Here is an 18,504-nt window from a genome sequence, read left to right on the forward strand (position 1 = left end):
TTCTCGGCTATAGTACAGAATCCGCTCTATTAAAGCACCTGCTCCAAAAACCGTGCGGCACGCTCGCTTTGCGGCTTGGTAAAGAACTGCTCGGGCTCCGTCCGTTCCACGAGCTTGCCTTGATCAAGGAAATAGATCGTATCCGCCGCTTCGCGGGCAAATTTCATCTCATGCGTAACGATCAGCATTGTCATGCCGGTCTCAGCAAGACCGCGAATGACGGACAGCACTTCCTTCACCATTTCGGGATCAAGCGCCGAGGTCGGCTCATCGAACAGCATAATGTCGGGCTCCATGGCCAAGCTTCGGGCAATGGCTACGCGCTGCTTCTGTCCTCCGGACAAACGCGAAGGGTAGCTGTCGGCTTTGTCCAGAAGGCCAACGCGAGCTAGCAGCTCCTTCGCCTTAGCCTGCGCCGCTTCTCGTGGCAAACCTTTTACCTGAATGGGCGCAAACGTAATATTATCCATGACCGTCATATGCGGAAACAGATGAAAATGCTGGAACACCATGCCGATCCGCTGGCGGACGCGGGCGATATCGGTTTTTGGATCGGTAATCGCGGTGCCGTCGATCGCAATCACGCCGGAGGTCGGCGTTTCGAGCATATTCAAGCAGCGGAGAAAGGTGGATTTGCCAGAGCCGGAAGGGCCGATCAAGGCAACCACCTCCCCTCGGTCTATGGTTGTCGTTATGCCTTTCAGCACTTGGTTTTTGCCAAAGGACTTCGTCAAGTCGGTCACATTAATCACTGCGGCGCAGCCTCCTTTCAAGTCTATGGGCAAGTGCCGTCAAGACGAGCACGAGCACGTAATAAATAGCAGCAATGAACAATAAGACTTCAATGGACTTGAAGGTTGCCGAACGAACGACATCGGCACGGCGCATTAAGTCTGCGACGCCAATAACAGAAACGAGCGACGATTCCTTGAGCAGCGCGACGCATTCATTCACCAGCGCAGGCAAAATGGTGCGCAGCGCTTGAGGGAAGATGATGCGGAGCATCATCGTGCGGTACGGGACACCAAGCGCGATAGCAGCCTCGCGCTGCCCCTTGTCGACCGCCATTATTCCGCCGCGGATGGTCTCCGACAAATAAGCGGAGGAATTAAGACCGAACGCAAGTCCGGCTGCCATCAGCGCGGGGATATCGTAATGGAAGATTTGCGGCGTCGCATAATAAATAATCGTGAGCTGAACAAGCAGCGGCGTTCCGCGAAATACCGAGGTATAAGCGGTCGCGAACCACTCCAGCGGCTTAATGCCGGAAATTTTGAACAGCGACAAGATAGTCCCCCACACAAGTCCAAACAGTGCCGAGACTAGCGTAAAGAGCAGGGTGACATAGACGCCTTTCAATATATAAGGAATATAGCCCTTGAGCACGCTAAAATCGATATTGAGATTCAGCAGCGAGTTGGACTCCTTCTCCTCGTCGGGAAACCATTTGTCTACGATGCGGTCAAGCTCCCCGTTTGCTTTCATGTCCGCCAGTACGCCGTTAAATTCGGCGACAATAGGCGATTGTTTGGGAAAAGCCAGGGCATAGCCGTTGTCAGCCGACTCGGCTGGCAGGAAATTCATGACCAAGTCGGGATTGAGGCTGGTCATCTCCAGAGCAACGGCATCCTCAACGATGGCGGCATCAATCCGTCCGGAGTTCAGCTCCTGAATCAGGTCGGGAATTTTATTGAGCTTCTTGAGGCTGGCCCCTTCAATCGTTTCGGCATATAAATCCTGTGTGGAGCCGAGCTGGGTTCCAACTCTTTTGCCGGCCAGCGAGGCTTCTGTTTCCAATGGCGCCGATTTTTTGGAAACGATCGTATTGCGCGCTGCGTAATAGATATCAGAAAAATCGACGTTCTTCTTGCGATCCTCCGTTGCGGACATCGCTGACATAACGAAGTCAACACGGCCGGTTTGCAGCGAGGCAATTAAACCATTGAAATCCATGTTTGCGATTTCCAGTTCATAACCGAGCTGGCTGGTGATATACTTGGCAATATCGATATCTAGTCCGACGATCTCGCCGCTGTTTTTGGCATCTACGCTTTCGTAGGGCGGATAATCGGCTGAGGTTCCAAGGATGAGCTTTTTTTTCTGGCCGTCCATTGGCGAGGTGGCCGCACCTTCCGCATGCGCGGTCGATGAGCTTTCTTGGCCCAAAGGAACGGCTTGCCCCAGCGCAAGCAGCAGGAGCATAACGAGGATAAGCGATAAATAAATGCGATTGAACTTTTTTCGTATCATGATGTCCTCTTTCTTCTAAGTTGATTGTTCATCGCCATGAAGCGCCTTATGAGCGGAGCCAGCTCCATTCGGGCCGCCGGCGCATGCAACTTAGAAAGTATATGGTGTTCGCCATCTATTTGTAAATAACCAGCTTAATGGGAGTTGTAACACATTTGTGCTGGCTGGGCTCGTAATTAGCAGAGATTTACTGATATAATATCCAGATAGGTTCAAAAGTATTTGGATGGACAGGAAGGGAGGTGAATACATTGTTTGAGTTTGAACTGCATGATATCGTGCCCTATTTGATTTCGCTTAGCCTGCTTTGTTCGTTGGCCTTTGCCTTTGCTACGCATTTGCATCTTGATGTGTATGCCTATTGGGAACGAAGCCAAACGTTAACCGTAATGTTCGTATTGACGCCACAGGTACTTATCCGAACTGTTCCTCTGCATCACTGGTTAGCCAGGAAGGTCAAGCGGAAGGAATCGCCGGATGACGACATCGCAGACTGCTCCGCCTCGTTTGTTGCGCTATTTTCAAACAAACGAGGAGGATTTTTATGCAAACGGGCAATGTATTCACTTCTTTAAAATATAAACGGGTTATGATGGCGGGTTTGATGCTGCTGGGCTTGCTTTTAGTGAGCGGCTGCAGCACGGCTACAGGTACGATCGATGGCAATACGCCAGGTATATTCAATCACTATGTGATATATCCATTATCCGCGGTACTACAGTATTTAGCGGACATGTTCCAAGGGAATTACGGCTTTGCGATTATCGGGATTACGTTGATTATCCGTTTGGTGCTATTGCCGCTTATGATGCGCCAGTACCGCTCGCAAAACCAAATGAAAACCAAGATGGCTATCCTTCAGCCAGAGCTGAAACAATTGCAAGACAAATACAAAAACAAATCGGATGCGGAATCCAAGCAAAAGCTTCAACAGGAAACGATGCAGCTTTACCAGAAGCATCAGGTTAATCCGCTTGCCATCGGCTGTTTGCCGATGCTGATCCAAATGCCGATCCTCATGGGCTTATACTCAGCGATCAAGCTGACGCCAGAGCTGGCGGATCACTCGTTCCTATGGTTTAAGCTAGGCTCGCCCGATATTGTGCTGCCGATCATTGCAGCCATCGTTTATTTTGTGCAATTTAAGGTTTCCCAAACCACGCAGCCGAATGCGAATGCCGCTCAGCAGAAGCAGCTAGCGTTCATGGGCTACTTGTCGCCGATCCTGATGGGCGTATTCGCTCTTTCGGCGCCTGCAGCCATCTCGCTGTATTGGGTAACTGGCGGCCTATTCATGATTGCGCAGTCTTATCTAGCCAAAAAAGTGTACGCGCCTAAGGTGGAGGTCGCACTCGAGGGCAGTGCCTAATATGAAGGAGACGATCGGATGTCAGTCGGTGTATTGGCCCATTTATTCGGAAGCTTGCCTTATAAAGAGCTTGCTCCAAAAGTAGCAGAGAGCGGCTTCACTCATGTGCAGCTGGCTTTGTGGAAAGCGATTAGCGACGTTGATTTCAGCAAGCCGGGCAACATTAGCCCGGGACTTGCAAATGCAATCGGCGAGCAATTCGACAAGCATGGCGTATCGATCTCGGTGCTTGGCTGTTACGTTCATCTCTTTGAACGCGACGCGGAGCTGCGCCGCGCCAATGTGAATCGATTTAAAGAGCTGCTGCGCTACGCCAAGTTCTTTGGGGCACCGATGGTTGCGGCTGAAACCGGCCGCAATGAGGGCGGGGATTACACCGACAGCGATTGGTTGGTTATGAAAGCGACGCTGGAGGAGCTGGCGGAAGAAGCCGAGAAATGGGGCGTGTTTGTAGGCCTGGAGGCCGCAAATGACCATTTAGTCGGGACGGCACCTGAGCTGTCCCGGATGCTGGAGGAGGTTCCCTCCTCGAACATTGGCGTCGTGATTGATCCCGGAAATTTGCTGACGCCAGCCAACTTCTCGAAGCAGGACCAAGTGATTGAAGAAGCGTTCGAGCTGCTAGGCAGCCGGATTATCGCAGCCCATGCCAAGGATCGTATCCTGCTTGAAAATGGCGAGCTAGGCACGGTAACGGCTGGACTCGGCAAGATGAACTACGAGCTTTATATGAAGCTTCTCAATCAATATAAGCCGCATGTGCACATCATCATGGAGGAAGCGAAGGAAGACCAAATGGCGCAGTCGAAGGCGTTTATTGATGAAATTCGCGGACGAGTGTAAGAGCGGAGAATAGAGAAACCAGCAGATCAAGGGGGACCTTGGGTTGCTGGTTTTTTTAGCGATATGTAGTTCAAGATTTCGGCTGAAAATAGCAACATCATCAAAACTAATACGTATTAGCATACTAGTTTAAGTTAAAAGGGGACTAGGATATGCGCAATAAAATATGGATGCTGGTCGGCGCATTAATATTTCTGATCTACGGCTACGATTTCTTAGCAGCTTGGATAAGTCAGGAGGACATATCCTATTTCAGCCTATTTCTCTCACTCGGAGGATTGCTGTTATTTTTTACCCGGTGGTTTGATATGAAAAAAGGAACCAAAAATTGAGTGCTAGGTGTAGAAAATTTGAAAACCAGCAAATCGAGTGGGCTCACTTGATTTGCTGGTTTTTATCGTTAAGAAGATGGTGCAGCAGCCGCTGGCTCAGCGTCAATGATTTGATAAAATTCGATTAGGATGCAGCTCTCAACCATTGGAGCAGCCGCGCTTGTGATTCACCGTGAAAGACACCCCGCAGTACTTGGTTTTTGGTTACAATTTCCAGCTCCAGCTGATCTCCTGTACGAACAGGGCTGGCTTTCATGCTATGCTTCACAACGGCTTCCCATGGAATGAGCATGTTGTTATAATAAACCCCCTCGCTCCCAACGGAAAAAACCATTTTATCCTTCTTAACGATGGTGATTAGGAAAAAAAGGTACATATAAGCATACCAGTGCTGGTGAATCCAGTTGTTGTACCCAAGCAGAAATAATGCCCAGAAGAGAGTCATGGCGGCTGCGTAGACAAATATTGTGGCAACAATGATTTTATTGTGCGAAAGAATTGCGGCGCTATAGATTTGAATGTTGTTTTTGGCTTTTTTGATTAAACGAAATTGGACGAACTCGTTGTAGAGGAACCATACCAATATTCCTGAGCAGATTAGATTTATGATTAAAAAAATCATACTTAAAAAAGTCAAACGTCCCACTCCTTGTTTCATTCATAGTTAAATTATTTTTACGGGAGAATTACCCCCTTTATTTTATCATAAATGTTAATTATTACGTTAGATATTCTGAAACTTGTTTCACTTTGATGCTTGAGTCGTATAAAGCTGAATCAACTGGAAATCTTCCCTCTAAATGAGACGAATATGGATGTTTTGGATCATTTATAAGGAATTTCTCCCTTTAATATCAAAGAAACAGCCTAAATTGGCGCAAAGCGGCTAGATTAACAGGATAAATTCCATCTATCTCCTCTACTATGCGAATAGGGCTATTTTAGCGGGATAAATTCCTTCTATATACATTGAACTTAAGTTTTCATTTTGGTCGCTGCGAGAGTAGCTTATTCTTTTTCGATTACTTCAGTAATGACCAAACAGCCGAATCTAATTGATAGTCATTCTCATTGTTGTTATACTGAAGGGACCGGAAAAACAAAGCTACGGTTTATATTGAGATAAGTATAGCAAAGCAAGCTTAGGGGGTGCATCATGGAACACAGCGAAAAGGTGTCAGAGGAAGAGGGACGAAGGCAGCCAAGGACGGATCTGCGGGAAATCCGCCGTTTTATGGAGCAGCATTTCGATGAGCCGCTTTCTGTGGAACAGCTTGCCGCGATGGCTAATATCAGCCCCAAGTATTTTGTGGATTTGTTCAAAAAAAGCTACGGGCATAGCGCAATTGATTTTTTGACGGATTTGCGCATTAACCGGGCCAAGCGATATTTAATCGAGACGGAATACCGGCTTCGTGAAATTGCCCAAAAGGTGGGCTATAGCGATGAGTTTTATTTTAGCCGCAAATTCAAGAAAGAGGTCGGCATATCGCCATCCGCTTTCGTGAAGCATCCGAGACATCGCATTGCGGCTTGCTCTCCTTCAATGATTGGCCAACTGCTCGCTTTAAACCTCATTCCGATTGCCGCGCCGCTCGATTCCAAGTGGACGCCTTATTACTACAATGTGTACCAGATGAAAATAAAGGTTCACATGCGTTATGGAGATACGCAGCAGCCGGAGGAGTTAACAAAGCTGATTAAGGCCCGTCCCGATGCCATCATCGGCTCGGAGTATATGCCGGACGGTGAAAAACAAAAGCTCGCAAGCATAGCGCCGTCATTATTTGTTGCTGGCAGACAGGCGGGATGGCGGGATCAGCTCCGCCAGATTGCATCGTTTGTGGGGCGCGAGAAGCAGGCGGAGGCTTGGATTAGCGGGTATGACCGAAAGCTGGAGAATGCTCGGTCCCAAATGCAGCAGGCCATCGGAACGGAATCCTTTATCGTGCTCCGTGTGTATGGGAAAAGCGTCCATGCGTATAGCAATCAAGCGATCCAAGAGGTACTGTATCGGGATTTGCAGCTTACGCCCGCCTATGCGCTGGAATCATTGTATAATCATGTGTTAACGCTGGAACAGCTGAACAAGCTTGATCCCGACCGGCTGCTTATCTTAGTTTGCCCTGAGGTCGAATCGCGGGCGTATTGGCTATCGCTTCAACATGATCAGGCATGGCGATCGCTCAAAGCGTTCCAAAGAAATAATTTCTATCTTGTGCCGTCCGATCCATGGTGCGAATACTCGGCTGTGGCTGCCAATCGGATGCTGGACGAGATGCTGCTGCTGTTAACCGGACATTGTCCAAAGGAAAGTATGGATAAAATCCATGGAGACTCTGTCGAACAACCTTTATAATCTTCCTAAATGAGAATTATTATCACAGGAGGAGATTTATCATGCTTCAACGTTTTCATCTAGCTTTAAAATCAATCAAAACCAGCGGGCTTACGCTGTTGATTGTTATGATGGCTGTCAGCTTGCTGGCTGCCTGCGGCTCCAAGGATCAAAATACGGCTGAACCGAGCCAAGAGGCGGCTGCTCCGGCGCAAACCGAAGCTCCGGAAACGACGGAAGCTGCGGAGGGGCCTTCAACCAGAACCGTTACGGATGAGCTTGACCATGAGTTAACGATTCCATCCAAACCACTGAAGGTATTTGCGCCATATATGGAGGATTCGCTGCTAAGCCTTGGTGTATTGCCGGTCGCGCAGTGGGCGGATGGCGAGAACGGCCAGCCATATTTGCAGGATCAGCTAGCGGATGTACCGAAGGCTAATTTTGTTGGCGGAACGCCTCCTTCCCCCGAGGTGGTTATGGATTTCGAGCCGGACTTGATTATATTGCACACTGCGTTTTACGCGGAAAATGGAGTTTACGAGAAATATTCGAAAATCGCGCCTACCTATGTATTCAAAAACGCTGCGGGCGACTTGCAGAGCTCGATAACCAAGCTCGGAGAGCTGCTAGGCAAAACAGACGAAGCCGAGCAGGCTCTGAGTGCTTATGATCAAAAGAAAGAAGAGGCCAAGGCCAAGCTTGCCCCTGTAATTGAAGGAAAAAAGGCAGCGCTCATTAACTTCAATGGGAAGGGCATGTACCTGATCGGCGGCAATTATTTTGGCGGATACGTACTCTCGCATGAGCTTGGCATCGGCAAGAGCAAGCTGGTTGAAACGGTAAATAGCGTGGATGCGTCACCGGAGATTTTGCCGGAGCTGGATGCTGATTTCATATTCACGATTAATTACAAAGGTACAGGTACCGCGAATATTAAGACGCTGACGGATAATGGCATTTGGAAAAGCATGCCTGCCGCTAAGAATGGTTATGTGTACGAAGTTAGCGACCAATATTGGACGGGTGGCGGTCTGATTGCTTATGGGAAAATCATTGATGATGTAGTCCGACTGCTCGCCCCATGACGAATGACCTCACATCGACCCGCACAGTAGCTGGAAGTCTGGTAAGGGTTCAGTATTCAAAGCATAGGCAGCTCGAATATCGGATTATGCTAGCGATCCCGAAAGAGGCTCCGCCCAAGGACGGTTATCCGATTATTTACGCTTTGGATGGGGATGCAGTATTTGATACCATAGCGGAGGCTGCGCGTTTGCAAACGCGCAAGCCGCATGGCTATGATCCTGTCATCGTGGTAGGCATTGGTTATCCATCGGGTGAACCCTTTGATATGACCCGTCGCTGTTATGATTTCACGATGCCTGCACATGCCGAAAATCTGCCTGCCCGTCCGAATGGGCTAGATTGGCCGGAGAGCGGAGGGGCCGATCGCTTTCTAGCGTTTATAGAATCGGAGCTGAAGCCGGAAATCGAGAAAGCATACCCGGTTGATCAGGGGCGGCAAGCGATTTTTGGGCATTCCTTGGGAGGATTGTTCGTCCTGCACGCCTTGTTCAGCCGTCCGCAGTCCTTTCAGCATTTTGTGGCAGGAAGCCCATCTATTTGGTGGAACAAACATGCGGTGCTGGAGGAGCAACAGGAGTTCGAAGCTTTCGTCCATCAAGGAGGCGAGCTGCCGCGACTGCTGATTACCATAGGGGCGGAGGAGCTGCCGGATATGGTTAAGGACTCCGAGCAGCTCGCGGAAAGCTTGAAGCCGCTTGGCGAAAAGGGGTTTCATTCCGCTATCGCGAAGTTCCCCGAAGAGGGCCACGTAAGCGTGCTTCCGGCAGCGATCAGCCGGTTATTGAAATTCGCATTGTCGAAAGGGTGCTAGCGCATTCGTAATCGCTAATGTTGTACATTTTTTTGAGCTCAGCAGATGAAAAAGGACCGCCTTCTAGCTAAGAAAAATTAGCGGAAGACCGGTCCTTTTATATTCCTCCGTCAAAGCTATTTCAACGTCTAAAGGACGCGGAAGGCTTCTTTCGCAGCTGCACCAAAAGCGCCGCTTAAAGCACATTCAAATGAGGAATGACGAGCCCGCCATAGGCAAAAGCGATGACAATCACAATCGCGGGGTGTATTTTGCGGAATTGCATCGCCCAGAATGCGACGGCCGCAATGATCAGCGACTGGATCATGCCGATCGATTCCATGGAGCTCTCCGCCATTTGCCAGGTGAGCAGCAGCATCATGATGGCAATGACCGGCTGCACCAGTAGGGTCATGCCTTTCACTACCGGCGATTGCCGATGCTTTTGCAGCACTTTGAGCAGCAGGATAAGCGCAACAGCCGAAGGCACGATTGTTGCGGCCAAGGCAGCAATGATGCCAACCCAGCCTCCGACGTCGTAGCCGACAAAAGCGGCGATTTTCGTTGCGATCGGACCAGGCAGCGCATTGCCCAAGGCTAAAATATTGGAGAACTCAACCGGCGTTGTCCATTCATGGTTCGTTACAATTTCCCGGTACATCAGTGGAATCGAGGCGGGGCCGCCGCCATAACCAAGCACATTGGCAATAAAAAAACCGATAATTAAATTAATCCAATCCACGAGTCACGCCCTCCTTCTGCTGTACGTCACGCAGCTTTTTTTTCTCTTTTCTTCGCTGAAGGGCAGCGACCGTCCGTAAATGAAAGGCACCATAACCGAGAAATAAAAGAATGACAATCGCGGGATGAAGCTTGATGCCCTGCAATAAACCGAAAGCAAGCGCGAAAAATCCGATGCCGATATATTTGCCAAGTCCTTTGACGGCTTTTTCGCCAAATTCATAGGCCATCATGCCGAGCATGACGGCAATAACGGGCGTCACGGCACCGATCATTCCTTGGATGAAAGCAGCGCTGCTCAAATATTGGACAAAGCTCAGCAGCAAAATCATCGCAAGGCCGGAAGGGACGATATGGGCAAGGACTGCTACGATGGCCCCGATTGTGCCTTTCTCTTTGTACCCCAGGTAAGCTGCCATCTTTGTGGCAATCGGACCTGGCAGGGCATTCGCTAGCGCTAATATTTCGCCAAACTCTTCGTCATCAATCCACTTGTAATTGGTGACAGCCTCGTAACGGATAAGAGGAATAACCGAAGGCCCGCCGCCATAGCCAATAATCCCCGTCTTGATCATGGCCCATGACAGCTGCATGTAGCGGTTGTTCATTCGTTTGCTCGCCATTTTTTACAGCCTCATTCCCATACGGCTCTTATACCGGTTGATCAGCACCTGGCAGTCGACGCTCATAATGCCAGGCAGCTTATAGAGCTTCTCCTTCAGAAAATGCTCCATCTCCTGATTGTTGCGGAACAATCCATGCATATGCAGCTTGCTTGGCCCGGTCATGTGATAAAGGCTGGTGACGAACGGCTCTGTTGACAGCTGATCGGCTACGTCGTGCAGATGCTTTGGCTCCACCTCTACGTTGAAAAAGGCGGATACGTTAATGCCGATGCGCTCGGGATTAATGACGGCTGTGAAGCGTTCAATGACGCCGCCATCCATCAGAGCATTGATCCGGGATTGAACCGCAACGCGCGATAATCCGATTTCTTTTGCTAAATCCGTGTAAGAAATTCTCCCATTAATATTGAGTTCGGCTATGATTTTACGATCAATATCATCGATTTCAATGGTTGTGGGCTCATCTATTGGTTTCGATTGCACCGTGTATCAGCTCCAATTCTGTTTCGCTTTATTTCAAGGTGTATTGTAATATGACATTTCAATTACCATATGTATAAATATATACACATTAACATACGTTTTCAATACAATAAATTAATTTTGATTACATTTTAGTTGCCTATCAACCGGGAAGATGGTATTTTAAATTCATATAAAATGTCAAGTTATCTAACACAACAAATGAACTTATATCGTATTTTAAGAGTAGTGAACTATTATTTGGGGAGTGGTAGTCGTGAATCAGTCTGTCATTGGTACAAAAGCAATGATTGTAAGTCCTCATTATTTGGCAACTGCGGCGGGAGCCCGGATGCTGGAGCAAGGCGGCAATGCATTCGATGCCGCTGTTGCTGTCAGCGCGTGTCTTGCTGTCGTATATCCGCATATGACGAGCCTTGGCGGAGATTCCTTCTGGCTCACCTATGAGCAGTCGGAGGGCAAGGTGCGTGGTTATAATGCAAGCGGACGGTCAGGTTATAACGCGAGCATAGGCTCCTACGCAGGAATGACGGCGATTCCGAACCGGGGCATCGGCAGCATTGTGACCGTACCTGGCATGGTGGACGGCTGGGACGCGGTTCACCGCGAATATGGCCGGCTGTCTTGGGCGCAGGTACTCGCTCCAGCCATCGATTATGCGGAAAATGGTTTTCCGATGTCGAAGGATCAATACCATAACACGGTACACAACGAAGCGGTGCTGGCGAGAACGCTGGAGACGGCGGACATTTATTTGCCTGGTGGGCAAATTGTGAAGCCTGGCGAGCGATTCAGGCAGCCAGCACTGGCTAAGACGCTGCGCCGCTTGGCTGAGTTTGGGCGCGATGAGTTTTATAAAGGGGGAACAGCTAAGGAAATGACAAGCTTTCTAGGCAAGCATAATGGGCTGTTAACGGAGGATGACCTTGCTGACCATCATGGCGATTGGGTAACGCCCATCGAGGGCACTTACCGTGGCTATACTCTTCATCAAATGCCTCCTAACTCGCAAGGCTTTTCTGCGATTATGGCGCTTCATATCCTCGAACAGTTCAAGCTTGGCGACATTGAGCATGGCTCGCATGATTATTATCAGCTGTGTGTAGAATCGCTTAAGCTTAGCTTCCGTGACCGGAACCGATATTTATCGGATCCCGCTTTTACAAACGTGCCGCTGGAGCGGCTGCTGGACAAAGGCTACGCGGCTAATCTGGCAGCATCGATTGAGCTGCACCGTGCCTCGACGGAACAATCGGAGGTGCTTGGCAGCGATACCGCTTATGCAGCCGTGGTTGATGAGGAGGGGAATTCCGTTTCGTTTATCCAGAGTCTTTATTTTGAATTTGGATCGGGCGTTGTCGCTGGCGGCACAGGCATACTTCTGCAAAACCGCGGCTCGTTCTTTTCACTGGACCCGAATCATGTCAACAGCTTGAAGCCGGCTAAGCGGACCTTTCATACGTTAATGCCGGCGATGGCTACCCGCGGAGGAAAGCCGGCAGTGCTTTACGGTACACAGGGCGGAGAAGGGCAGCCGCAAACGCAAACGGCTATCTTCACCCGCATGATCGACTACGGCTTGGACCCGCAGCAAGCGATTAATGAACCGCGGTGGGTCTGGGGCCGAACTTGGGGAGAGCCTACGCAGGAGCTGAAGGTAGAAGGCCGCGTGCCATCTGCGGTACTGGAATCTTTGGCGCAGGCAGGCCATGTCGTGAAGAGGGTCAAAGATTTTGACGGCATTATGGGGCACGCCCACGCGATCAAACGGGATGAACAAGGCTTTCTTCAGGGCGGATCGGATCCGCGATGCGACGGAGCGGCTATCGGTTGGTAGACAGCTAGGTAGAAAAAGAGATTCGGAGGCAGGATAGGGATGGATAAAAGCTGGAAGGCATATGCCAATGAAAAGGTCGTCTTTGAGCCGCTAGCAGAGGGAAGCCTAAGCGGCAAAACGTTTGCGGTTAAGGATGTTTTTGATATTGCCGGGCATACGCCGGGAGCTGGAAATCCGGATTGGCTGCGGACACACGAGCCGTCGGCCCGCCATGCTGATGTTATAAACAGGCTGCTCAGCAGCGGGGCGAGGCTTGCGGGAACGACGATCACAGATGAGATCATGTACAGCATTAATGGCGAGAATGCCCATTATGGAACGCCGATGAACCCGAAAGCGCCGGGGCGCATACCCGGAGGTTCTTCTAGCGGGTCTGCAGTGGCTGTATCTGCCGGACTCGCGGATTTTGCAATTGGTACCGATACCGGAGGCTCCGTACGCGTGCCATCCGCCTATTGCGGCATTTACGGCATCCGGCCTACACATGGGGCAGTGGCAGCGGGCGGGCTTATACCGCTTGCGCCAAGCTTTGACACGGTAGGCTGGATGGCGCAAGACGCAATAACGCTTTTGGACGTGGGGCGTGTGCTGCTGGAGCAGGATTCCGCCAACAGTGAAAAACCATTTTCGAAGCTGCTGCATGCTCAAGATCTATGGTCCTTGGTTGACGAACACTCGTCTGCTGCTGTGGTACCATATCTCCAAGCTATAAATGAGCTTTTTGAGCAGAAAGAGGATGTTTTGGTTTCTGCTGATGGCCTGCGGGACTGGATGAACGCCTTCCGCACTATCCAAGGCATCGAAATTTGGAATGAGCATCGGGATTGGATTACACGCGTGAAGCCTGCTTTTGGGCAAGGAATCGCCGAGCGATTTGCCTGGGCAAGTACACTGAAGAAGGAAGAGCATTCGGAGGCGTACCTATTACGGGAGTCGGTACGTGTAAAGATGGAAGAATGGCTAGGAGAGGATACGCTCCTTGTTGTGCCGACGGTACCTGCAATTGCTCCGCTTCTGAACATGACGGGCGCGGAGGTGGAGCGGCGGCGCGTGCAAACGCTCGAAATGAGCTGTGTGGCTGGGCTTGCCGGCTTGCCTCAGGTGACGGTTCCTATTAAGGGGGAGCTGGGGTGTCCGATTGGAATCTCTTTCATTGCGGGCCGCAATCAGGATATGCGTTTGCTGGAATGGGTTGCGAGTGGCGCAGTAACAAATATGAAGCAGCTTAACCTAGGATAAGGAGCGTACCGGGATGAGGATATCGACAGTTAAGGTGAATGGACGAGAGCAGGCGGCGCTATATAGCGCGCGAGGGCTTGTGCTCGTAGAGACGATCAACCACATGGAGCAGGCCAGCTGGAGTACGGAGCTGTTTGAGCTTATCTGCCTTGGCGAGCTTGAGCCATTGACCGAGTGGTATAACATAGGCGGTAAGGAAAAGCTGGGAAGGTTCGCAGCTATACCGTTAGAACAAGCGGAATATGCACCGCTGTACCGGCACCCGCGCAAAATATGGGGCATTGGCATGAATTACGTTAAGGAAACGTCGGAGCTGGCAGAAGTAAATCCTGAGGAAGAGCCGGTCAGCTTCATGAAGCCGGACACGGCGCTGATTGGACCGCTTGACGCGATTCGACTTCCGGCGGCTGCGGGGAAAATTATTGCGGAAGCGGAGCTTGGCATCGTTATAGGCAAGAGATGTAAAGACGTAGAGGAAGATGAAGCGACTGAGGCGATTGCGGGTTATACGACAACCATCGACGTGACGGCATCCGATATCCACGCTAGAAATCCCCGTTATTTAACGAGAGCCAAAAGCTTCGATACCTTTTTCAGCTTCGGGCCGCAGCTCGTTACGAAGGATGAAATACCAGATCCTTTGCAACTGGAAGTGAAGACGGTGTTGAATAGCGAGACGGCATTTCATAACCATGTATACAACATGAAGTTTCGGCCCTCGTTTCTGATTGCTTTCCATTCGAAAGTGATGACCCTGCTTCCGGGAGATGTCATTTTGACAGGTACGCCAGGGGCTGTCGTGATTCGCGACGGGGATTGGGTGGAGTGCCATATCGACGGATTCGAGCCGTTGCTTAACCCAGTTCGGGAAAAAGGTCAGCAGGCTCCTTCGGTTTAAAAGAATGATAAGCGGGGCTTGCCGGAAGGTTTGAAAACTGCTATAAATAAGTAAGTAAATAAATAGATGTTTGGAGGAGAGAAGATGATCGACGTATTCCCCGCTGCAACGCGGCATTCGGCGGATCTCGGCTGGCTGCGCAGCCAGCCAAGCTTCTCATTCGGTGCCTACTATGATCCGAATCGGACGGGCTTTAGTGTGATGCGTGTGTGTAATGACGATTATTTGGCTCCGGGCAAAGGGTTTGGCGCTCATCCCCATAGTGATATGGAAATTGTGTCGATTGTATTGAATGGCCTGATTAGGCATGAAGACAATCTTGGCAATTCCGTCGTATCCTCCTTTGGCGAAGTGCAGCGGATGTCTGCAGGCACAGGCGTTATTCATACCGAATTCAATGCTTCGGAGACGGAGGAGCTGCGCTTGCTTCAGTTATGGTTTATGCCGAGGGAGCGGGGCCAAGCGCCATCCTATGAAGCGAGCCGCTTCGATACAGCGAAGCTGCAAAACGCTTTGCTCCCCGTCGTCTCGGATCAAGGTTTAGAGCAGACGGCATCCATTGGTCAGGATATGACCATCTATCTCAGCAAGCTCGAGCAAGGAAAGCAGCTTGAATATGAAGGGAAGCCAGGGCGCAAGCAGTTCATTTATATGATTGAAGGACAGCTGCTCGTGCATGGCGAGACGCTGGCGACAGGCGATACGGCGCAGATTGAAGCGGCAGGCTTGCTAGCTTTTGAAGCGAAGGAAGCAGCCTTTTTTATGCTGGTTGATATGCCTTAACGGATAGAACAAGCTTACGAACGAAGTCTTATAGCCTTATTCATTCCATGTAAGTCTGGCTGCGCAAAGGTAAAAGGAGGGACTCGGATGAAAACGACGTTTCAAGTCAAGCATGCGGTTGGCGGCCGGATGTTTCTTGATACTAATAAAGAGGCAGTGCCGTACACGCTAACGCCGCAAGGAGAGGGCTGGTTGTTTACGGTGCATGTACCATGGAGCGAGAAAATAGCAGAGCTGCTGGCTCATAAACAGGAGCTTAATGTTTTTATTTTCAAGGAGTTTGAGGATCAGCCTACGCTGAAAACATGGTATTACATCAAGGACGGTCCGGTCGAGTACGATACAGACCAAGAGAGCCTGACCATAGCCGCGGATTCGCGGATTGAATATTATCCTCATGAATATTCGGTCTAATCGTTTCGGCATGCATGTATGGAGCTGTAAAATACCAAAAACCAGTCATAAGCCCTTATGGGTGCATGACTGGTTTTTTTGATGTGAGCCGCGACGCTATTGAATGTTAAAGCTAGCTTTAATTTTTTCAAGATCTTCATAATCCGCAGCTTTAAACCTGGTTTTATCGACGAAAAAGTTTAGCGTAATGTAATCTTGCCCGTATTTCACAATAATCAGCTTGCCGACAGTACCGGAGTTCTCATATGTGATTTCTTTTGCGCTTTGTTTGGCTAGTTGAATATCTGTCGTTTTAGTGGCCTTCAGACCAGAAGATTTTAGCACGTCCGTAACGTAAGAATCGAGAGATAGGGCATCCGCATTTTCAAAATAGAAATGAATGCCTTTGTAATAATTACTGTACAAAACCTCGTCGCTTGCCAGGATAGAGGGCTTCCAATTGCCGTTAATAATAAGCTGATAAAAACCTTCGCTCTCTGGCGAGGATACATTAACATATCGTTCGCCTCCGAGGACTAGCTTATTGTTTTTTGCATCGTATTCGATTTTGCTGTTCAGGGCAGCCATGGAGGCGATATTTCGGACAGGCAAATAAGTGGTCCCCTCGTAAACCAAAGCTTTCATGGGCTCCAGCAGTTCGCCATTAAGCTCTACGTTGATAGCGGGATTCAAGGATGCTTTAATTTCTTTGAATTTTGTGTTGGCAAGAGCCCCCGCGGCGCTTCCAAGCAGGAATACTAAGGATACTCCGGTGATAACCAAGCTTTTTTTTAGCATATGTAATGCCCCCTTCTACTATTTTCCACTTATGGTCATTCGACCGCGGGAAGCGTTATCCTTCTTTTAGGAGCCAGCAGATGAACGGCAGCACAAGGAAAAGACCCTTTCGCGCTTTGGACGCTAGAGGGTCTGAGCTTGTTTCAAGGAAATGTGTAAAAATTCGGGTAACAGCCAGCCATGCAGAACTTATTTATTGGTCCCATGCTGCTTGTTGGAAAGTCTTTCAGCCGGATTGCCATTGCCGCTGCGTCTTTTATTCAGCTCGGCGTTATGCTGTGTCGCCTTGACCTTTGCTACAAACTCTTTTGTGCTTTCCATCGTGTTGAACCTCCTTGGGGTGATATGGCTTACGTCATACATTCATTAGAGTATCCAACATTTCGAAAAAACTTTAGTTGAACTTATATAGCAGGTTCTAAATTGAATAAGGCGGGCATAAGTATAAGAAGAATGGCTTTTCGCAAAGCAGCTTTTCCTGTGCGTCTCGGCCGTTTGGGTTAGGTGTGACGACCATGCTGAATGCTTGGATAGACCGCTGGAATGGGGGTGTTGTAAAATAATCCTAATACAGCACCTAAACAAACGAAGCGAGGGACATCATGTTTCGAATGATTGCGCGAGCGCACATAATAGAAGGTATGGAGACGGAAGCGATTGAAGCGGCAAAGAGGGAGCAAGCCGTGCACGAGCTGATGGAGCAAGGGGAAATCATGACGGTGGGCTGCTTCAAGTGGGAAAGAAATGTTTTTGTTTATTGCGAGAGCGTGCTATCGCCGCTGGAGCCGGAGGCTCTGCTGCCGGGAATGGACGCGCACTTAGAGGCTTGGCCGGGACAAGCCGCGGCGCGGAAATGGATTCCGATGATCGATGTATTCCATTTCAACGAGCCGGCCAGCTATGAGCATTGGCTGCGCCAAGAACCCGTCGAGCGACGGGTAGGCCGAGTCGCGCACTTGAAGCCGGAAATGGCAGCCAGCTACATTTATTATCATTACCAGCTTCAGGAAGAGCAAGCGTTCCACGGGCCCAAGTATGAAATCATTGCGATGCATGAGAATCTGCTGTTTGGCTATCAGGAGTTTCCTGCTGTAGTGGAGGCGCCGGTGCTCTCCGGTAGGCTGAAAACGAAAGGAACGCCTGCCAACTGGAGCGATTCCAGAATGGACCTGCATTTCCAGCCATGGGAGGATGGGCATCTCTTCTTTAAGCCCGTAGAGCAGCTGTTTGCCTACTATAATGATGACTCAAAAAAAAGGCTCAAAAACAAGGACTGAAATTTGCCTTTATTGGACGAAATATGGTACAATAAAATCATTGCAAGTTTGAAGCAAATATTCAAAATACACTGCTGTTTATAAATGATAACTGCCCCTAACTCATCAGTTCGAGGCAGTTTTTCCTTTTTTAGCGCGAAGGGGGCTGACCATGTACAATCGTAAAAAACCGCTTGAAGAAATTCCGGAAGAAAACACGAAGGTATGGACATGTGAGACGGAAGGGTGCAACAGTTGGATGCGCGATAACTTTGCGTTTGATCACGTTCCTACATGCTTGATCTGCCATGCACCGATGGTCAGCGGCGAAAGAATGCTGCCCGCGCTCAATAACTCCAATAGTGACATGAAGACGTTGAAGAAGGGCACTCCGATTATGTAGTCGCCACTTTAACAAAAGTAGAAAGCCCAGCCTTGC

Annotated in this window: 22 protein-coding genes; 14 read left to right on the forward strand and 8 right to left on the reverse strand. The window is 49.6% G+C overall.

Annotated elements, in window-relative coordinates; genetic code table 11:
* Positions 1-29: 29 nt before the first annotated feature.
* Together FJQ58_RS21060 and FJQ58_RS21065 are read right to left on the reverse strand one after the other, a co-directional pair.
* Positions 30-752 (reverse strand): amino acid ABC transporter ATP-binding protein, encoded by a 723-nt coding sequence (locus FJQ58_RS21060; RefSeq protein ID WP_139996783.1) that lies wholly within the window; start codon positions 750-752, stop codon positions 30-32.
* The gene (locus FJQ58_RS21065) at positions 745-2,250 is read right to left on the reverse strand and encodes an ABC transporter substrate-binding protein/permease (protein WP_139996784.1); all 1,506 of its coding nucleotides are present in this window, start codon (positions 2,248-2,250) and stop codon (positions 745-747) included. Before FJQ58_RS21065 ends, FJQ58_RS21060 begins: the two co-directional genes overlap by 8 nt.
* Positions 2,251-2,501: 251 nt before the next feature.
* Between FJQ58_RS21065 and FJQ58_RS21070 the strand changes: the two genes are divergently transcribed.
* The 4 genes from FJQ58_RS21070 (at position 2,502) to FJQ58_RS21085 (ending at position 4,794) form a co-directional block, all read left to right on the forward strand.
* Positions 2,502-2,825: a hypothetical protein gene (locus FJQ58_RS21070; protein ID WP_139996785.1), complete on the forward strand. Its 324-nt coding sequence runs from the start codon at positions 2,502-2,504 to the stop codon at positions 2,823-2,825.
* Positions 2,795-3,619 (forward strand): membrane protein insertase YidC, encoded by an 825-nt coding sequence (gene yidC, locus FJQ58_RS21075; protein ID WP_139996786.1) that lies wholly within the window; start codon positions 2,795-2,797, stop codon positions 3,617-3,619. Before FJQ58_RS21070 ends, yidC begins: the two co-directional genes overlap by 31 nt.
* 18 nt (positions 3,620-3,637) lie before the next feature.
* On the forward strand, positions 3,638-4,462 hold the full coding sequence (locus tag FJQ58_RS21080) for a sugar phosphate isomerase/epimerase family protein (protein ID WP_139996787.1): 825 nt from the start codon (positions 3,638-3,640) through the stop codon (positions 4,460-4,462).
* A gap of 152 nt (positions 4,463-4,614) precedes the next feature.
* On the forward strand, positions 4,615-4,794 hold the full coding sequence (locus tag FJQ58_RS21085) for a hypothetical protein (protein WP_139996788.1): 180 nt from the start codon (positions 4,615-4,617) through the stop codon (positions 4,792-4,794).
* A 124-nt stretch (positions 4,795-4,918) separates the two neighbouring features.
* On the opposite strand, the gene FJQ58_RS21090 is transcribed toward FJQ58_RS21085, so the two are convergent.
* A complete protein-coding gene (locus FJQ58_RS21090; protein WP_139996789.1) occupies positions 4,919-5,431 on the reverse strand; it encodes a hypothetical protein in 513 nt (170 codons plus the stop codon).
* A gap of 519 nt (positions 5,432-5,950) precedes the next feature.
* Between FJQ58_RS21090 and FJQ58_RS21095 the strand changes: the two genes are divergently transcribed.
* The 3 genes from FJQ58_RS21095 to FJQ58_RS21105 are packed head-to-tail and all read left to right on the forward strand — an operon-like array spanning position 5,951 to position 9,032.
* A complete protein-coding gene (locus FJQ58_RS21095; RefSeq protein ID WP_139996790.1) occupies positions 5,951-7,153 on the forward strand; it encodes a helix-turn-helix domain-containing protein in 1,203 nt (400 codons plus the stop codon).
* A 41-nt stretch (positions 7,154-7,194) separates the two neighbouring features.
* Positions 7,195-8,220 carry an ABC transporter substrate-binding protein gene (locus FJQ58_RS21100; protein WP_139996791.1) on the forward strand — a complete coding sequence of 342 codons (1,026 nt, stop codon included), beginning with the start codon at positions 7,195-7,197 and terminating at the stop codon, positions 8,218-8,220.
* Positions 8,217-9,032, forward strand: a complete 816-nt coding sequence (locus FJQ58_RS21105; protein WP_139996792.1) for an alpha/beta hydrolase — start codon at positions 8,217-8,219, stop codon at positions 9,030-9,032. Before FJQ58_RS21100 ends, FJQ58_RS21105 begins: the two co-directional genes overlap by 4 nt.
* Before the next feature lie 175 nt (positions 9,033-9,207).
* Here the strand turns inward: FJQ58_RS21105 and FJQ58_RS21110 are convergent, their stop codons facing one another.
* The 3 genes from FJQ58_RS21110 to FJQ58_RS21120 are packed head-to-tail and all read right to left on the reverse strand — an operon-like array spanning position 9,208 to position 10,861.
* Positions 9,208-9,753, reverse strand: coding sequence for a chromate efflux transporter ChrA (locus tag FJQ58_RS21110; protein ID WP_139996793.1), 546 nt, complete (start codon positions 9,751-9,753; stop codon positions 9,208-9,210).
* Entirely contained in the window at positions 9,740-10,375 is a 636-nt protein-coding gene (locus FJQ58_RS21115) for a chromate efflux transporter ChrB (RefSeq protein WP_274382337.1), read from the reverse strand. Before FJQ58_RS21115 ends, FJQ58_RS21110 begins: the two co-directional genes overlap by 14 nt.
* 3 nt (positions 10,376-10,378) lie before the next feature.
* Positions 10,379-10,861, reverse strand: a complete 483-nt coding sequence (locus FJQ58_RS21120) for a chromate efflux transcriptional regulator ChrS (protein WP_139996794.1) — start codon at positions 10,859-10,861, stop codon at positions 10,379-10,381.
* 256 nt (positions 10,862-11,117) lie between these two features.
* Here FJQ58_RS21120 and ggt point away from each other — a divergent pair, with 256 nt between their 5' ends.
* The 5 genes from ggt to FJQ58_RS21145 all read left to right on the forward strand — a co-directional run bounded on the left by ggt (position 11,118) and on the right by FJQ58_RS21145 (position 16,032).
* Positions 11,118-12,698, forward strand: coding sequence for a gamma-glutamyltransferase (gene ggt / locus FJQ58_RS21125; protein ID WP_238404225.1), 1,581 nt, complete (start codon positions 11,118-11,120; stop codon positions 12,696-12,698).
* Between the two features lie 39 nt (positions 12,699-12,737).
* Positions 12,738-13,937 (forward strand): amidase, encoded by a 1,200-nt coding sequence (locus tag FJQ58_RS21130; RefSeq protein WP_139996795.1) that lies wholly within the window; start codon positions 12,738-12,740, stop codon positions 13,935-13,937.
* Between the two features lie 13 nt (positions 13,938-13,950).
* Entirely contained in the window at positions 13,951-14,835 is an 885-nt protein-coding gene (locus FJQ58_RS21135) for a fumarylacetoacetate hydrolase family protein (RefSeq protein ID WP_139996796.1), read from the forward strand.
* A gap of 84 nt (positions 14,836-14,919) precedes the next feature.
* Positions 14,920-15,618: a pirin family protein gene (locus FJQ58_RS21140; protein WP_139996797.1), complete on the forward strand. Its 699-nt coding sequence runs from the start codon at positions 14,920-14,922 to the stop codon at positions 15,616-15,618.
* A gap of 87 nt (positions 15,619-15,705) precedes the next feature.
* Positions 15,706-16,032 (forward strand): hypothetical protein, encoded by a 327-nt coding sequence (locus FJQ58_RS21145; protein WP_139996798.1) that lies wholly within the window; start codon positions 15,706-15,708, stop codon positions 16,030-16,032.
* A 96-nt stretch (positions 16,033-16,128) separates the two neighbouring features.
* Here the strand turns inward: FJQ58_RS21145 and FJQ58_RS21150 are convergent, their stop codons facing one another.
* Together FJQ58_RS21150 and FJQ58_RS21155 are read right to left on the reverse strand one after the other, a co-directional pair.
* Positions 16,129-16,809: a hypothetical protein gene (locus tag FJQ58_RS21150; protein WP_139996799.1), complete on the reverse strand. Its 681-nt coding sequence runs from the start codon at positions 16,807-16,809 to the stop codon at positions 16,129-16,131.
* A gap of 189 nt (positions 16,810-16,998) precedes the next feature.
* Positions 16,999-17,130: a DUF4023 family protein gene (locus FJQ58_RS21155; RefSeq protein WP_139996800.1), complete on the reverse strand. Its 132-nt coding sequence runs from the start codon at positions 17,128-17,130 to the stop codon at positions 16,999-17,001.
* A gap of 281 nt (positions 17,131-17,411) precedes the next feature.
* Between FJQ58_RS21155 and FJQ58_RS21160 the strand changes: the two genes are divergently transcribed.
* Positions 17,412-18,086, forward strand: coding sequence for a hypothetical protein (locus FJQ58_RS21160; protein WP_139996801.1), 675 nt, complete (start codon positions 17,412-17,414; stop codon positions 18,084-18,086).
* 151 nt (positions 18,087-18,237) lie between these two features.
* The gene (locus FJQ58_RS21165) at positions 18,238-18,468 is read left to right on the forward strand and encodes a cold-shock protein (protein ID WP_139996802.1); all 231 of its coding nucleotides are present in this window, start codon (positions 18,238-18,240) and stop codon (positions 18,466-18,468) included.
* Positions 18,469-18,504 lie beyond the last annotated feature (36 nt).

Source organism: Paenibacillus paridis, from assembly GCF_006345825.1.
GTDB lineage: Bacteria > Bacillota > Bacilli > Paenibacillales > Paenibacillaceae > Pristimantibacillus > Pristimantibacillus paridis.

Excerpts from the sequence above, each read along its gene's own strand:
- FJQ58_RS21155 (WP_139996800.1), bottom strand. The coding sequence starts at position 17,130 with ATGGAAAGCACAAAAGAGTTTGTAGCAAAGGTCAAGGCGACACAGCAT.
- FJQ58_RS21115 (WP_274382337.1), bottom strand. The coding sequence starts at position 10,375 with ATGGCGAGCAAACGAATGAACAACCGCTACATGCAGCTGTCATGGGCC.
- FJQ58_RS21085 (WP_139996788.1), top strand. The coding sequence starts at position 4,615 with ATGCGCAATAAAATATGGATGCTGGTCGGCGCATTAATATTTCTGATC.
- FJQ58_RS21065 (WP_139996784.1), bottom strand. The coding sequence starts at position 2,250 with ATGATACGAAAAAAGTTCAATCGCATTTATTTATCGCTTATCCTCGTT.
- FJQ58_RS21105 (WP_139996792.1), top strand. The coding sequence starts at position 8,217 with ATGACGAATGACCTCACATCGACCCGCACAGTAGCTGGAAGTCTGGTA.
- FJQ58_RS21135 (WP_139996796.1), top strand. The coding sequence starts at position 13,951 with ATGAGGATATCGACAGTTAAGGTGAATGGACGAGAGCAGGCGGCGCTA.
- FJQ58_RS21080 (WP_139996787.1), top strand. The coding sequence starts at position 3,638 with ATGTCAGTCGGTGTATTGGCCCATTTATTCGGAAGCTTGCCTTATAAA.
- FJQ58_RS21095 (WP_139996790.1), top strand. The coding sequence starts at position 5,951 with ATGGAACACAGCGAAAAGGTGTCAGAGGAAGAGGGACGAAGGCAGCCA.
- FJQ58_RS21160 (WP_139996801.1), top strand. The coding sequence starts at position 17,412 with ATGTTTCGAATGATTGCGCGAGCGCACATAATAGAAGGTATGGAGACG.
- FJQ58_RS21100 (WP_139996791.1), top strand. The coding sequence starts at position 7,195 with ATGCTTCAACGTTTTCATCTAGCTTTAAAATCAATCAAAACCAGCGGG.
- FJQ58_RS21130 (WP_139996795.1), top strand. The coding sequence starts at position 12,738 with ATGGATAAAAGCTGGAAGGCATATGCCAATGAAAAGGTCGTCTTTGAG.
- FJQ58_RS21145 (WP_139996798.1), top strand. The coding sequence starts at position 15,706 with ATGAAAACGACGTTTCAAGTCAAGCATGCGGTTGGCGGCCGGATGTTT.
- FJQ58_RS21140 (WP_139996797.1), top strand. The coding sequence starts at position 14,920 with ATGATCGACGTATTCCCCGCTGCAACGCGGCATTCGGCGGATCTCGGC.
- FJQ58_RS21150 (WP_139996799.1), bottom strand. The coding sequence starts at position 16,809 with ATGCTAAAAAAAAGCTTGGTTATCACCGGAGTATCCTTAGTATTCCTG.
- FJQ58_RS21165 (WP_139996802.1), top strand. The coding sequence starts at position 18,238 with ATGTACAATCGTAAAAAACCGCTTGAAGAAATTCCGGAAGAAAACACG.
- yidC (WP_139996786.1), top strand. The coding sequence starts at position 2,795 with ATGCAAACGGGCAATGTATTCACTTCTTTAAAATATAAACGGGTTATG.